The following is a 14,170-nucleotide window of genomic DNA, read 5'->3' on the forward strand; positions in this document are numbered from 1 at the left end:
ACGCTGCATCATGCCACAAACTTGATGCATAAGGTAGTAGTGCAGTAGTAAAACAGAACGACGAGTCTATTTAAAAGGTTTTTTGAACAGCTCCTACTAATAATTATATACTCGTTAAGTGAGCGGTAGCAGAAGTGGTGTTCGGGAGGCCGTGCAAGCTGGTTAGTGCGAGCGATAATAGTCATAATGCGGACAAAATAGAACCCATAGGGGATGATGAGAAGGGGTTTAAGGCAACTTAGCAAGATTGCTCACTCAGCCAGGGGACTTAAGCTCCTGGGCTTTTTCTTTTTTATGAAGGGGGTTTCCTCTCAACCTTCCAGTATATTGTAGATTACTGTCGATTATCAGACTGAAAATTCCTGAATTTTCCTTGTATGATAGTGGCATTACATAAGAGGAGGACTTATTTTGAAGAAATTAATCATGGTTTTGATGGCAGGTCTACTACTTGCTTCGGGAGTAGGCATCTATCCGCAAGTAGGACATGCAGCTATTGACTACAGCGGGGGATACTTGGACGGACAACCTTATAACTTAGGTTCGGATGAGAACACAATTAAAACCACAACTTATCTTTTGACAGATAACAATGAAGCAACGAGTGTAACTATGTCCAAATGGGTTAGTTCAGGCACGACAGATCTTGATCATGCAATAAAGAATTTTGGCACAGCAATTACTGTTAACGCTTTTAGGCTCAAGGCATCTGCAAACATGCAAATTTATTTTTATGATGAAGCAAATAAAAATATATTGGTAAACGGTATCGGTCGCATTGATGTACCAACTTCTCAAACTGACGGTAGTCTGGTACAAATTCCCCCTACTTCCGGTATTCGAAAAGTTGTATTGTTTAATCCAAGTACAACAAGCTCTGTGTCAGTTTCTGAATTTCAAATATATAATCTAAGCGCTCCAGCGGCTCCAATCCTAAACGCAAGTCCGAGTAATTCGAAAGTAGATTTGGCTTGGAATGGAGTTTCGGTTGCTACAGGGTATAACGTTAAAAGGTCACTAACACCAAACGGTCCCTACACTACTATTAGAAGTAACCTGACCACAACCACATTTTCTGATGCCGATGTAATCAACGGGACGACTTATTATTACATAGTTACAGCACTCAATGCTATCGGTGAAAGCGAACCGTCTAACGAGGCATCAGCGACACCAACCGCATCGCCGATTCTTAATGTTGTAATCGAGAACGAAAAAATCAAAGTTGGAGAACAGTTTACGTCAGACATTGTTCTCGAAAATGTAAGTAATATATATGCCGAGGACTTCAAAATCGATTATGACAGCAACTTGTTGAATTTCATTGGTTTCGAGGAAGTTCCTGGATACAAAATCTATAATCAACCAACCGACGAGAACGGAAAGCTACGCTTCATTATTGCCAGCCACGGGGAACAGTATGGAATTACCGGAGATAAAGTTTTTTTGAAGTTGAAGTTCTCGGGCAAAGCAAAGGGGACGGCTAAAGTGGATGCGTTGGAATGCCGGATTGCGGATACCGAGTCGGAGTATGACCTGAACGAAGATTCCTGCCTGGAAGACAGTATTGTAATAGAAGGGATTAAAGACGTAAATAGAACGGGAGAGTATACGTTAGTCGACTTAGCGATCGACGGATTCTATTTTGGCAAGACAGTTGCTCAGACGGACCTGTCCAAGCATGACGCCGATCAAGTGGAAGATGGAATTGTTGATGATAACGATCTCGTATTTATTGTTAATGAAATCTTGAACAACCCGAATTATCCTTTAAATGCGTAAATAAAAGATCAGCCTGGGAGCTTCGGCTCTCGGGCTTTTTTTGTTTGTAGTACGATTGCCACCAAGAGATGAAGGGACAATTTGTATAGACGAGGAGTTGAAGCAGATGCCTGAAATAACACCGCATATCGGTCTGAAGAAGCCGTTAGCGAGCGAAACAGCGGACATATCCGTTATTAACGACAACATGGATACGATTGATTCCGCGTTAGGCGACCTATCAGCGGTTCCAACGGCGGCTAAGGACGCTGCGGGCGCAATAACGGAGCTGCACGAAGCTATTAAAGACATCGACGTGGAGATTCCGGATGGAACGATCACGCCCGTTAAGCTCTCGTTTGATCCGGCGACTCAGACGGAATTGGACGCTCACACCAACGCCACTAGCGTTCACGGTGCAACCAACTCTCCTACCGCAAGCCGGATTATTATCCGTGACGCCGCCGGTAGAGCGAAGGTGGCAGCGCCAGCGGCAAGCGATGACATTGCGAGACTTGACTCGATTACGAAGACGCAGGCGGGGCTCGGCAGCGTCGACAATTACGGTACCGCGACGCAAGCCGAAGCAGAAGTCGGGACGGCGACCAACAAGTTTATGACGCCGCAGAGGACGAAACAGTACGTAGACAAACGTCTGCTTAACAACATCATCTGGCGGATCAATGCTGGGCAACCGGAATGGTCGTCGGATGGCGGAACGACGTGGAAAGGGGCGGCATCCGACTTGAGTCAGTATCAGAATATGATAGTGGGTAGTATTGCGCCAGCAACTACCTTGACCGACGTCGTTAACATAAGCGGAAAAAAAGGATATCTAGATAGGGCTTTAATCTACGCAGTTAATGCCAACGGTAATAGTCTCCAATTAGTAATTACAGTTGATGGCGTAGTAGTATTAAACACTACTCATGCTCCTGGTGGTTCGACTGCGATATTAACCGGAATAACAACTAGTGGACAGGAAAGTATAAGAGCACCCGGAATGGGGGGCGCGGCAGGAGGAAATATTGTCGCGTCAATAGTGTCAATTCCTTATCCGAGTGGCACGTTGGCGGCTTTATGTCCGTTACCGAGTAAACTATTCTTTAACAGTTCTATACGAATACAGGCTAAACAACAACATCTTTCTGGGCAAGTTAGTTGCGAATATGGTATCGCTACTGAATAAGGAGGGGCTAGCATGAATGTCGAATATATCGTCGGTGAACAAGACCGGGTATTTAGAAAAACAACTTATGTCGACGGTGGAATTATTGAAATCTACTTAGGAATGACAATCAAATTTACTATCGTAGGCGATCAAATCTACTATGAAAAATTCGCAGTAGATCATTATGAATTGAAGGAGACCACAGAAGTTCCTAAGACAGTCGAAGACAAAATCGATTATGAAGCAATAAATGTTCGATTGGAATATTGGCAGTCCGAAGGCTCCGCAACCTAAGCGGGCCTATTTTATTGGCCTCTTTCAGCCCGAGGGCTTAGGTTCTCGGGCTTACACTACAAACTCGACAAACTCCGGATTCCACAGCATCCCGGCCCTCGTCTAATTACGAAACCGAACCTGTACATTAATCCGCGGCTCTACATAAACAAAATCCTTATTCTCTCCCGTTTTAAGCCGGTCCGCCAGCCCATAAAAAGCCCGCTTATGTTCTGTCGGCAACGCTAGCTCGATTATGCCGACCGGCCGCCCCTGATACCGTGCTAACCACCCGAATTGATTTTTGCGTTATCCCGCTATTTGCACAGTGGCATACGTATAATTGATAATCTTCAACCAATTCGCGCTTCGCTGGCCTACGTACTTGCTCGCCATCTTCTTGGCGACGTTCCCCTCCATGCCTCGCTGCTTGATCACGTCAAACAATGCTTTTCCTGTACCCGGAACGCTCATGACGATGCTGCAAAGATCGATCGACGAGGTCAGTTTATGCGCACGGTGTTAGATCGTGCAAGCCTCGAATCATTCAATGTCCGGAGGGAGTTGAAAAAGCGAAATATCAAGATCCTATCCGACCAGACTCAGGATGATATCGTATATAACCGCTATCTCTGTCGAGGATATGAAAATACATTTGGGATGACCCGGGAGGTCATTCGGGCGGAGATCGGGAAACATCTTGCCAAAGTGGTCGATAGTATTCTCAACCCATCCCAGGAGTGATCATCATACCGATAATAGATAAGTAAGAGAGAATTAGAGGAAGAGCTTGCAAACCCAGATTATGAAATGAAGGAACTTTGTCGCTATTTAGCGCACAGTATTAAATATTTTTGCGGCACTTTTGCGGCAAGAGCAATTTTCTAGGGGGCCCTAATATGGGAATACCCACAGACAAAAAGAAGAGAGCCCTTATCACTCTAAGGCTCTCGGTAGTTTAAGTATGGTGATCTGAACAGGGATCGAACCTGTGACCCCCACCCTGTCAAGATGGTGCTCTCCCAGCTGAGCTATCAGATCATGTTTTGTTTCGTGGCGACAAGTAATATAATACCAAGCCCAGAATCTAAAGTCAACAAGATTTTCAAAAAAAGTTTGGCGAAATTTACGATAAGTTTAATGCACGCACCCGTAAGCTTCGAGCAGTCGTAGAGAGCAAACTGAGCGAGCGGGATACCGAAGAAGTTGCACAAAATGCCAGCACAAAAACGGAGGTATCCTAAAGCGACTATTCGCTCCAAGACACCTCCGTTTGTTTTATTCCTCCCATTTACGGGAGTAAGCTTTCTTGGTCACCCACAGCACCATCCAGATAAGCAGGACGGCTATGACGCCGGAGACGATAAAGGTGGTAGTCAACAAGCTTCTTCCTTTCCTTGAGCGGTGTTCCTGTTATCATATCATGAATTACCGCCAGGGGTAAGCTGTTCGACCTCGTAGGCGATTTGCTGTTCGATGAATGTCATCGCTCCGGTACGACCGATGAAGTTGGGCTGATCGTCTCCGTAGTGCATCAAGTAGATCCGTTCCTGCAATTCCGCAGGAAGCGTCAGGAGCTGTGGCAGACAGGCATGAACGACGCCGGGAGGGTGCAGCTGACAGTCGTGGAATATCACTTTTACGTTGCGGTCGCGAACGAGCCCGGCCAACAGGTCGGGGTCGAATACGGTGTCGCCGGAATAGAAGAAAAAGCCGTTAAACAACATGGAAAAATTCGGCTTATTCGGAATATGACGAGTCGGCACAAGCTCGACGTTAAGACCGGGCATAAGCTCGTGACGCGCACCAATCGAGAGGGGGCGAACATCGAAAAAGTCGTGAAGCGTTTCCGCTTCGTCCTGCTGCAGGCCTCCCCGAAGAGAGTGCTCCCAGATCGGTTGAACCAGCGTATCGGCAATATAAAGGATCGGCTTGCGGCCGTAAACGAATTTCATTTGGAAAGCGAACTCTTCCAATCCGCCGATATGATCGGCGTGGATATGGGTAATCAGAACCGCGTGCAAGTCGTTAAAGCCGTATCCAAGCTCATGGAGAGCTTTGGGCGCCGTTATTCCGCAATCTACGAGCAGAAGGCGGCCTTCCTTCTCGATAATCGCGTTATTGTTGTTGAAGGCTTTAGCAAAAGCGCTGCCGGTTCCAAGCATAGTAATTTTCAACTCGGTACCTCCTAAGAAAGGGGAATTGCATATGTGAACTTTAGCTTTATTCAATGTACCATAATTTACCTAGCTAAGTAAGAAGGCAAGCCAAAAAACATGGCGATTCAGTGACGGCATAGGCATTGCCCGCATAGTCTATGGAAACGTTTGTTACTTCCAGGGGTATGTGAAAGGAAGATCGCCGATGGGCAAAGTGAATAAGAAGAAAAAATCGGCAGCGGCGGAGCAGCAGCGACGAGCGCAAATGAGAATCGTAACCTCCGATGTCTGCGCCGTGTGCAAAACTCCCTGCAGTAGGGGCCTTCGTTATTTGGCTCGGATGAGCGTTCCCGGCGCATCGGGGAAAGGGGTCCCATGTGTGCTGACGCTGCCCGGCAGGCAATAAAATACGATTTCCCGGGCAAGCGCACTAATCGCCACAATATGACATCAGCCCATCAAGTGAAAAATGATAAACTTTTCATCTAATTTTAACTTTCCTGCGCAACTTTCCGCTCAACCGTTAGTATAACCAAGTACAAATAGCTATACGAGACGGCGAAAAGACGGAGGAAACGAATGATGAGAGTTCGGAGACTGATTGTGCTGGTTACGACGTTAACGCTGCTATGCGGCAGCGTGGCATATGCGGATTCCGTATCGCAGAAGTTAAGGATTTTGATTAATAACAAGAAGTCTGAGGAAGTTGCGGATGGAGGAATCGTCGTAGACAACAAAGTCTACATTTCCTCTCAGGTTGTATCCGATAAGCTTCAGGCAATCGTAGTTAAGGAAGACGGCAAGGCGATAATTTATAAGCCTAACGTTCATATGGTGACCAGCGCTGGTCCGAAAATTTTTGCCGGCGTCAACAAGGGCGACAAGTTCAAGTTCACCACGTTTATCCAGGTGGATACGCTTAAGCCGGACATTAATGCTCTGAAGCTTACTATCGCTGACCCTTACGGGGATGAAACGTTAATTGAACAGCGTAAATCCGGAGACGCCAATTTCCCGGCAGACGGCAAGTCCGATTTCTGGATTACAGTCGAGGATATTTCTTACAATTTTGACAAGGCCGGAGCGTATACGCTGAGATTCTCGGTTAAGCCAACTGGAGAATCCTCCTTTAAGGTCATTTCGGAGAAAACAATCAACTCTCAGTGAACCAATAGAACGAAGCCCAATCCCTCGGCGGATCGGGCTTTTTTTAAGGTTTGACCCTTGTGGGCGGAAGTGATACGATACGTGAGTAGGAAAAAACAACCGAGTGAATGGAGGCTCGCTATGAGCGATCATGTCCATGACGAGAACTGCGAACATGACCACGATGAAGCCGTATTTATCGTAACGGATGAGGAAGGCGTCGAGCACGAGATGGTGCTTGTGTACACATTCGAAATGAATGACCGCGTGTATGCGGTGTTGTTGGATCGCAACGATCCGGAGGACGACGGCGTCATTTTCCGCGTCGAAGAAGACGGAGAAGACGAAGTTCTCGTCAACATCGAAGACGACGAGGAATGGGAAACGGTCATGAAAGCATATGAGGAGCTTGCCGCGCAAGAGAACGGGCAGGCTTAAGGTTCGTTGTTATGCAATAAGGCTGACATCCTCTTCGCTAGCGAAGGGATGTCAGCCTTATGTTATTTTCTCGGATTATAGTAGATTGTTCTTCCATTGAACATGCATACTTCCGCTTGCAGCTGTTTTCCGATCCATTTGCACAGTTCATTGGCTTTCGACTTGTCTCCGTGCGTAGAATCGTTCGGTAATACGAAGTGGATGTAGGGAACGGGCTCATTTTCCGATTCGCGCAATCCCGTGCCAACGACGATATAACGGTACTGAGGGGACTTGCCTTTCAAGTAAAACCAGCGGCCTTCCGCTTCGGGCTTCTGCTCAATGCTGTAAGGAAATGCCGAATCGGCGTAATCCCACCCCAACTGCTTGCCTGTTAGCTGCATTTGTTCCTTGTAACGGTGCAATTGCTCTTGAACGCCGGCCAGATCGATTTCGGATAAGGTCGAGCCTTGCACTAGCGATATGTAAGCGCTTTGACTCATCGGTTCCACCCCCACGCCCATGATAGCATTTCCCGCTTCTGTTGGCAACGGGTTCCAGAACGACAAAGAAGCCCGCCGCCTGACGCGTATCGCGCCGGACTGCGGGCCGGATATATCGAGAAAATGGGCTGATTGCAGGATTCTAAGCCGAATCCAGCTCTTCTGAATACCGCGTCGGAGAGCAAAGCCGAATTGTGAACCATTTTACGAAATAGCGGTTTCTTCCTTAAGAACTTTGATATTCGTAACCGAACGGTCCTCTGGCCCTTTGACCGGCAGGCCGACTTCCAGATGGTTAATGATATAGTCGATATTCTCCTGGGAGATGACTTCGCCGGGCAGCAAAATCGGAATGCCGGGCGGGTAGACGTAGATGAACTCCGCGATGATGCAGCCGACGGACTCCTTGAAAGGAACCAGCTCGGTTTCCCCGTAAAAGGCGTCTCTCGGTGTCAACGCGAGATGGGGAATTTCCGGAATGACAACGACAACTTCGGGAATTTCTTTCGAATCTGCATGATAGGCATCCGACAAGCCTTTGAGTGCTTCGATCAGAATGCCGATGGAGGATTCGTCGTCGCCCGGCGTGGCCAGGCACAAAATATTGTACATATCGCTGAGCTCGACCTCGAGCTTGTAGTGCTCGCGAAGCCAGTTTTCCGCATCGTAGCCCGTAATCCCGAGATGTCGCACATGGATCGCCAGTTTCGTCGGATCGTGGTCGTAAGTCGCTTCTTCGCCAAGCAGCTCTTCACCGAAACAGTACAGACCGGCGATCTGGTTGATCTGCTCTCGCGCTTGCTGTGCAAGCCGCAGCGTCCGCTCGGCCAGTTCCTTGCCGTGAATCGCCAGCTGTCTGCGCGCCGTATCCAGCGATGCCAGAAGCGGGTAGGACGTCGAGGTTGTCGTCAGCAAGCTGAGAATGGTCTGCACGCGCTGCGGGTTGATAAGCCCTTTGCGCACGTTCAGAATCGAGCTTTGCGTCATGGACCCCCCCAGCTTATGAATGCTCGTCGCCGACATATCGGCTCCGGCCTGCATAGCGGAGATTGGAAGCTCCTCCGAGAAATGGATTAGCGCTCCGTGCGCTTCGTCGACAAGCACAGGGATGTCGTATTCGTGAGTTAGGTCGACAATCTCCTTCAGATTGGCGCATACCCCGTAATAGGTGGGGTTAATGACCAGCAGCGCGGCGGCGTCGGGATGACGTTCCAATGCGCGTCGAACCGAGCGCGTCGTGATGCCGTGATCGATACCGAGGTTCGTGTCCCGAACAGGAGACAGGAATACCGGCCGCGCGCCGGCAAAGATGATCGCCGACAGAACGGATTTGTGCACGTTGCGAGGGACGATGATTTTGTCCCCTGTGCCGCATACCGATAAAATCATCGTCATGATGGCCGTGCTCGTTCCTTGCACGGAGAAGAAAGTCATGTCCGCGCCGAAAGCATCGGCGGCCAGTCTCTGCGCTTCCAGAATAACCCCCGTGGGCTGGTGCAGATCATCTAGTGGAGCGATATTGATCAAGTCGATATTAAGTATGTTTTGTCCGATATATTCGCGATATTCGGGATCCATGCCCGCGCCTTTCTTATGCCCGGGAATATGGAATTGCACCGGATTTTGCCTCGCATGGGAACGCAACGCGTCGAATAATGGAGTGCGATTATGATCCAATAGGGGTTCCCTGCCTTTCTCGTGACTTGCCGAAGGAATAGACGTAGCTTTTTGTTCAAACAAGCATGAGTATAACAAAAATGGGGGGGAAATCAACTATTGCTTACAGATTGCGAAAGTTGTCACCAAAACGTCAACGTCTGCGATTTGGAACTGCGAGGATTTATGTGCTACCATCATTAGAAGATAGAGTTCGGCACGTTATGCTATTTATCGTTCAACAAGAGGAGAGAAAACGCGCGTGAAAAGCAAACTAGCGGTCGTAGGGCTGATGCTCTTTACGATTTTTGTCGGGTTCGGCATCATTATTCCGGTGCTGCCCCAGCTCGTGACGGAAGCGAGTAAAGAGTCTGCAAACTGGCATACGGGCGGGATGCTTGCCATTTATTCCTTAATGTCCTTCGTGCTTAGCCCGCTCTGGGGCGGTTTGTCTGAGCGAGTCGGCAGACGTCCTGTTATTATGACCGGAGTGTTCGGCTTTGCGGTCAGCTTCCTGCTGCTCGGCATGTCCGGCGACAACCTATGGCTGATGTATGCGTCCCGGGTGCTCGGAGGACTGTTCTCCGGCGCGGTCGTATCCTGTATCGTCGCCTACGTTGCAGACATTACGACAGAGGAGGAGCGGACGAAGGGGATGGCGGTCGTCGGCATGAGCATCGGACTTGGCTTTACGTTTGGCCCTGGGTTCGGGGGCTGGCTGAGCAAGATCACGCTGCACACGCCGTTCTATGCGGCGGCGGCGCTTTCCTTGATCGTCTTCGTTGCCGCCTGGTTCAGCTTGACCGAGTCGCTGCCGCCGGAGAAACGCGCTTCCCGCGTCAGGAGCAAGCGGGTATCGCGCTGGACCGCATTCCAGGGGGCGCTTAAGTTTTTGTATGTGCTGGCTTTCTTCGTCACGTTCTCGCTCGCGATTCTGGAAGCGACTCTGCAGTTGATCGGAATGGAGAAGTTCGGAGTGACCCCGCCGCAGGTCGGCACGGCGTTCGTGTTCTGCGGCTTGGCGGGAGCGGCCGTTCAGGGCGGCGTCGTGCGCAGACGCGTGAAAGTCGGCCAGGAAGGCCGCTATATCGCGCTCGGACTGGTCATATCCGCAACCGGATTTTTCCTGCTGCCCACGGCGCCCAATTGGACGATGGTGATTGTGTACCTGTGCGTGTTCGGCATCGGGAACTCGTTGATCAAGCCGTGCGTGATGTCGCTCATCACGCAGAAAACGACGGTCGAACAAGGCATCGCCTCCGGTCTCAGTTCTTCCATGGACAGCCTGGGACGGATTGTCGGACCCTTGCTCGGGGCGGTTCTGATCTGGGCGGCAGACTGGCTGCCGTTCGTCGTATCCGGTATTCTCTCGATCGCCGCTCTCGGGCTGCTGGCTCAGTTCCGCAGCAGAGACCGCCAGAAAGCGCACGCCTGATCGCAAGACCCATCAAGGCCGTTCCCACAAGCGAGCTCCAAGCTTACTTGCCGGGAACGGTCTTTTTCTATTTTCCGCTGAAAATGACTTTCGTCACCCGAACGTTCCCCTCCAAAGTGACTCAATACACCTGTGCGGATTATTCAAACGCCCTACAATGCAATCAAGGACGGAATACGGCTTGACGGAAAAGAGCGTACGAGAAAAAGGGAGACCGGAGGCTGACGACGTCTCGGACTCAAGTCCAGGAGAAAGTCCGGTCTGCAGCCGATTCTCGCGCCGGACCGTTATCCGTTAAGCTGAACAATGAAAAGACGCAGATGCGGAAGGGGAACGGGAAAGTTGAAAAATTTAATTAACGGAGCATTTCGCAACAAAGCGGCGATGATCCTTATCGTCATTATGGTGCTTGCGATGGGGGGACTAAGCTATACGAAGCTTCCGATGGAGTTTTTGCCGGAGGCCGACAACCCGCAGGTGACCGTATCGGTCATTGGACCGGGCTACGATGCTTCCGCCATGGACCGGACGGTTACCGGCCCGATCGAACAGGCGCTGGCCAGCATCAAAGGAAAGACGAATACGTTCTCCACGTCGGGAGACGGCTTCTCGCAAGTGAATTTGAACTTTGATTCGCGCACGAACATGAAGGAGGCGAAGCAGGAGGTCGAGCAGGCCGTGAACACAGTCGCTCTGCCCGACAACGTATCCTCGCCGTACGTTGTGCAGCTCAATACTTCGATGATTCCGATCTCGTTCGTGACGCTAACATTTGCGGATGGCGTTAGCGACGCGGAGAAGGAGTCGCTGGAGCAGCGCATTCGCGACGAGTTCAATGCGATTGACGGCGTGGGCAGCGTGATGGTCGCCGGCAAGCCTCAGCCTTCGGTCAGCATCGAGCCCAATGCCGAGAAGTTGGCGGAGAAGGGCGTTCCGCTTCAAGCGCTATACGGAGTGCTGCAAGGACGGACCGCTTCGTCCGCGGTCGGAGAGAGCGTTCTGGATGGCCAAATCGTCAATCTGAACGTTGTCGCCAACCTGCAGGATATCGATACGCTGAAGCAGCTTCCCGTCGTTCCCGGAGTGAAGCTGAGCGAGGTCGCGGATGTCAAGCTGGACGATTCGAAGGAAAGCCTGTTTCGTGTAGACGGCAAGGACGCGATTGAGTTCGTCATCTCCAAAGGAGCGAATTCCAATGCGGTCAGCGTCGGCAAGGAAGTCGAGAAAATTATCGACAAATATAACGAGGAAAACGCGGCGGTCGAGCTGAAAGTCGCTATAAGCACCTCGGAGCAGGTCGTGCACTCGGTCAACAGCATGATGAGAGAGGTGCTGCTTGGCGCCTTGTTCGCCACAATTGTTATTCTTATTTTTATGCGCAACATTCGCGCTACGCTTGTCACAATCGTCTCGATCCCGCTATCGCTGGCGATGACGTTGTACCTGCTTGATCTGTCCGGGATTACGCTGAACATTTTAACGCTGGGCGGTGTCGCGGTTGCGGTCGGACGGCTGGTGGACGACAGCATCGTTGTCATCGAGAACATTTTCCGCAGGCTTCAGAAAGAGAAGTTCTCCAAAGAGCTGGTCATCGATGCGACCGCAGAGGTGGCGCGTGCAATTACCGCCTCTACGCTGACGACAATCGCGGTATTCCTGCCGATGAGCTTGCTGCGAGGCAGCCTGCAGTCTTTCCTGCTGCCGTTCGCGTTAACGATGACTTATTCGCTGCTGTCCTCGCTGATCGTCGCTTTGACGGTAATTCCGCTCATGAGCGCCGGCGTGCTGCGGAACTCCAACATTAAGGAGCACCAGCCTTCAAAACGGTTCGTACGTCTGTTGGAATGGAATCTGAAGCGCAAGTGGCTGCCGATTCTCGGCGCGGTCGTTCTGCTGGTCGCTTCTATCGCCACCTACATGACGATGCCGAAGGGAGCGATCGATTCCTCGAACGCGGAAAACGTCAACGTAAGCCTGCAATACAAGCCGGGCACTCCGGCCGAGCAAGTGCTGGAAAACGGCTTTAAGCTGGAAACCTATTTGCTGGGACGAGAAGATGTGTCGCTGGTTATGATGGTGAACGGCAATAGCTCCGAATCGGCCAAGTACGGCTCTGTCAGCTCTCCAACCCTTGTTACTTACATGCTGAAAATGAAAAAGGGTGCGGATGCGGAAAAAACGATGGAGGAAGTGAAAGCGCAGGCCGGCGGATATCCGGAAGCGGAACTGAACGTATCGACGGGCGACTTCATGTCCAGCGGCAGCTCCACGGAAGTCATTATCGACGTTACGGGCGGCAATCTCGAAGACATCGGCAAGACGGCCGAGGAGGTCATGGCCAAGATCGCGCCGATCAAGGACGTGCTCAAAGTCGAGAGCAATCAGCAAGAGAAGAAAACGATCTATACGCTGGAGGTCAACCCGGCTGCGGCCAAGGCGGGTGAAATCGCCGCTCAGCTCCAAGGGATGCTGAACCCAGTTCCGGTCGGCTCCATCGTCGTGGACGGACAGACGATTCCCGTGAGGATCGAGCCGGCGCTAAAGCCGCAATCCGAGAGCGAGCTTTCGGCTCTGACCGTAATGACCGACGAAGGTCCGAAGCCGGTATCCGCCGTGGCCAAATGGGAGAAGTCGGAGCAGGCGACGATGTTCTACCACAAGGACGGCAGCAGCTATGTTCGCGTATCGGCCTCGGTCGAGCCGTCCCAACTGTCCAAGGTCGGAACGGAGATCGACAAGCAGCTGAAGGAAATCTCGCCTCCGGAAGGCGTCAAGCTGAACGTAGGCGGAGCTTCGGCGGACCAATCGGCCGACATTATGAGCCTGTTCATGATGATGATCGTTTCTATCGGAGTCGTCTATCTGATCATGGTGTTTACGTTCAAGACGCTTAAAGCGCCGCTAGCTATCATCAGTTCGATTTTCTTCGTGCCGATCGGGGCTGTGCTGGGGCTGATCGTGACGGGGGTAACGCCGGACTTCACCGCAATCTTCGGCGTCGTCATGCTGATCGGCATCGTCGTCACGAACGCGATCGTTCTGATCGACCGGGTGAAGCATAACGAAGAGCGCATGACGATTCGCGAAGCGCTGCTTGAAGCGGCCGGTACACGTATGCGTCCGATTCTGATGACGGCGATCGCGACCGTCGGCGCGATGCTCCCGCTCGTGTTCGGCTCGTCGGAGAGCGGCAGCATCGTCTCCCAGAGCTTGGCTATCGTCGTAATTGGCGGACTCGTCGTCGCGACACTGCTGACGCTCGTCATCGTACCTTGTGTGTATGAACTGCTCTATTTCCGCAAGTCGGCTCGTCAGCGCAAAATTGCCGCAGCGGCGGTAAGCGAAGCGGCGGCGCATTCGTCTTGGGAGGGGAGCAAATGAGCATGAACTTGCAATATACGGACATTTCCGACTCTAAGCTACAGGTGGTCAGGGCCGATGGTCTTGTATTGGAAGAGGTAAGCATGGCGAAGGCAAGCCTCAAGCGCGTGAACTTGAGCGGAGCGCAAATCTCGAATGCGACGCTGGCCGGAGCGAAGCTCGCGAGTTGCGACTTGTCCGACGTCGAAATCACCGATTGCGAACTGGCCGGCTTTAAGATCAACGGCGTCTTGGTCACGGAGTTGTTGAAACGGATGTAGCAGAGGTA

14 protein-coding genes and 1 tRNA gene are annotated in these 14,170 nt (G+C 51.1%); 10 read left to right on the top strand and 5 right to left on the bottom strand.

All coding sequences use genetic code 11. The features are described from left to right. Positions 1-411 precede the first annotated feature (411 nt). The 3 genes from DFP98_RS04445 to DFP98_RS04455 all read left to right on the top strand — a co-directional run bounded on the left by DFP98_RS04445 (position 412) and on the right by DFP98_RS04455 (position 3,226). Positions 412-1,782, top strand: coding sequence for a cohesin domain-containing protein (locus DFP98_RS04445; protein ID WP_116059365.1), 1,371 nt, complete (start codon positions 412-414; stop codon positions 1,780-1,782). Between the two features lie 106 nt (positions 1,783-1,888). Further along, entirely contained in the window at positions 1,889-2,950 is a 1,062-nt protein-coding gene (locus DFP98_RS04450) for a hypothetical protein (RefSeq protein ID WP_116059366.1), read from the top strand. Positions 2,951-2,962: 12 nt separating this feature from the next. After that, positions 2,963-3,226 (top strand): hypothetical protein, encoded by a 264-nt coding sequence (locus tag DFP98_RS04455; protein ID WP_116059367.1) that lies wholly within the window; start codon positions 2,963-2,965, stop codon positions 3,224-3,226. 288 nt (positions 3,227-3,514) lie between these two features. Here the strand turns inward: DFP98_RS04455 and DFP98_RS39980 are convergent, their stop codons facing one another. Next, on the bottom strand, positions 3,515-3,643 hold the full coding sequence (locus tag DFP98_RS39980) for a hypothetical protein (protein WP_281275125.1): 129 nt from the start codon (positions 3,641-3,643) through the stop codon (positions 3,515-3,517). A gap of 72 nt (positions 3,644-3,715) precedes the next feature. On the opposite strand from DFP98_RS39980, the gene DFP98_RS40370 reads away from it, so the two are divergent. Next, positions 3,716-3,949, top strand: coding sequence for a YhjD family protein (locus DFP98_RS40370; protein WP_116059368.1), 234 nt, complete (start codon positions 3,716-3,718; stop codon positions 3,947-3,949). A gap of 221 nt (positions 3,950-4,170) precedes the next feature. Here DFP98_RS40370 and DFP98_RS04465 read toward each other — a convergent pair. Beyond that, a tRNA-Val gene (locus DFP98_RS04465) sits at positions 4,171-4,246 on the bottom strand. A gap of 380 nt (positions 4,247-4,626) precedes the next feature. After that, positions 4,627-5,382 carry an MBL fold metallo-hydrolase gene (locus DFP98_RS04475; RefSeq protein ID WP_246016414.1) on the bottom strand — a complete coding sequence of 252 codons (756 nt, stop codon included), beginning with the start codon at positions 5,380-5,382 and terminating at the stop codon, positions 4,627-4,629. Between the two features lie 187 nt (positions 5,383-5,569). Between DFP98_RS04475 and DFP98_RS04480 the strand changes: the two genes are divergently transcribed. From DFP98_RS04480 to DFP98_RS04490, 3 genes are all read left to right on the top strand, one after another. Next, complete coding sequence (locus DFP98_RS04480) at positions 5,570-5,770, top strand: hypothetical protein (protein WP_116059370.1); 201 nt, start codon at positions 5,570-5,572, stop codon at positions 5,768-5,770. A 173-nt stretch (positions 5,771-5,943) separates the two neighbouring features. Continuing rightward, positions 5,944-6,531 carry a hypothetical protein gene (locus DFP98_RS04485; RefSeq protein ID WP_116059371.1) on the top strand — a complete coding sequence of 196 codons (588 nt, stop codon included), beginning with the start codon at positions 5,944-5,946 and terminating at the stop codon, positions 6,529-6,531. Between the two features lie 120 nt (positions 6,532-6,651). After that, positions 6,652-6,948, top strand: a complete 297-nt coding sequence (locus tag DFP98_RS04490) for a DUF1292 domain-containing protein (protein WP_116059372.1) — start codon at positions 6,652-6,654, stop codon at positions 6,946-6,948. Between the two features lie 62 nt (positions 6,949-7,010). Here DFP98_RS04490 and DFP98_RS04495 read toward each other — a convergent pair whose 3' ends face one another. Together DFP98_RS04495 and DFP98_RS04500 are read right to left on the bottom strand one after the other, a co-directional pair. After that, a complete protein-coding gene (locus DFP98_RS04495) occupies positions 7,011-7,430 on the bottom strand; it encodes a DUF1885 family protein (RefSeq protein ID WP_116059373.1) in 420 nt (139 codons plus the stop codon). 204 nt (positions 7,431-7,634) lie between these two features. Beyond that, positions 7,635-9,107, bottom strand: a complete 1,473-nt coding sequence (locus tag DFP98_RS04500) for an aminotransferase class I/II-fold pyridoxal phosphate-dependent enzyme (protein ID WP_116059374.1) — start codon at positions 9,105-9,107, stop codon at positions 7,635-7,637. A gap of 241 nt (positions 9,108-9,348) precedes the next feature. Here DFP98_RS04500 and DFP98_RS04505 point away from each other — a divergent pair, with 241 nt between their 5' ends. From DFP98_RS04505 to DFP98_RS04515, 3 genes are all read left to right on the top strand, one after another. Further along, a complete protein-coding gene (locus tag DFP98_RS04505; RefSeq protein ID WP_116059375.1) occupies positions 9,349-10,521 on the top strand; it encodes an MFS transporter in 1,173 nt (390 codons plus the stop codon). 342 nt (positions 10,522-10,863) lie between these two features. Further along, positions 10,864-13,902, top strand: a complete 3,039-nt coding sequence (locus DFP98_RS04510) for an efflux RND transporter permease subunit (protein WP_246016415.1) — start codon at positions 10,864-10,866, stop codon at positions 13,900-13,902. Continuing rightward, positions 13,899-14,162, top strand: coding sequence for a pentapeptide repeat-containing protein (locus DFP98_RS04515; RefSeq protein WP_116059377.1), 264 nt, complete (start codon positions 13,899-13,901; stop codon positions 14,160-14,162). Before DFP98_RS04510 ends, DFP98_RS04515 begins: the two co-directional genes overlap by 4 nt. Positions 14,163-14,170: the final 8 nt, after the last annotated feature.

Source organism: Cohnella phaseoli, from assembly GCF_003386235.1.
In the GTDB taxonomy this organism is placed as follows: domain Bacteria; phylum Bacillota; class Bacilli; order Paenibacillales; family Paenibacillaceae; genus Cohnella; species Cohnella phaseoli.

Coding starts and splice junctions, on each gene's coding strand:
- DFP98_RS04450 (WP_116059366.1), top strand. CDS start 1,889: ATGCCTGAAATAACACCGCATATCGGTCTGAAGAAGCCGTTAGCGAGC.
- DFP98_RS04495 (WP_116059373.1), bottom strand. CDS start 7,430: ATGAGTCAAAGCGCTTACATATCGCTAGTGCAAGGCTCGACCTTATCC.
- DFP98_RS04485 (WP_116059371.1), top strand. CDS start 5,944: ATGATGAGAGTTCGGAGACTGATTGTGCTGGTTACGACGTTAACGCTG.
- DFP98_RS40370 (WP_116059368.1), top strand. CDS start 3,716: ATGCGCACGGTGTTAGATCGTGCAAGCCTCGAATCATTCAATGTCCGG.
- DFP98_RS04490 (WP_116059372.1), top strand. CDS start 6,652: ATGAGCGATCATGTCCATGACGAGAACTGCGAACATGACCACGATGAA.
- DFP98_RS04455 (WP_116059367.1), top strand. CDS start 2,963: ATGAATGTCGAATATATCGTCGGTGAACAAGACCGGGTATTTAGAAAA.
- DFP98_RS04515 (WP_116059377.1), top strand. CDS start 13,899: ATGAGCATGAACTTGCAATATACGGACATTTCCGACTCTAAGCTACAG.
- DFP98_RS04480 (WP_116059370.1), top strand. CDS start 5,570: ATGGGCAAAGTGAATAAGAAGAAAAAATCGGCAGCGGCGGAGCAGCAG.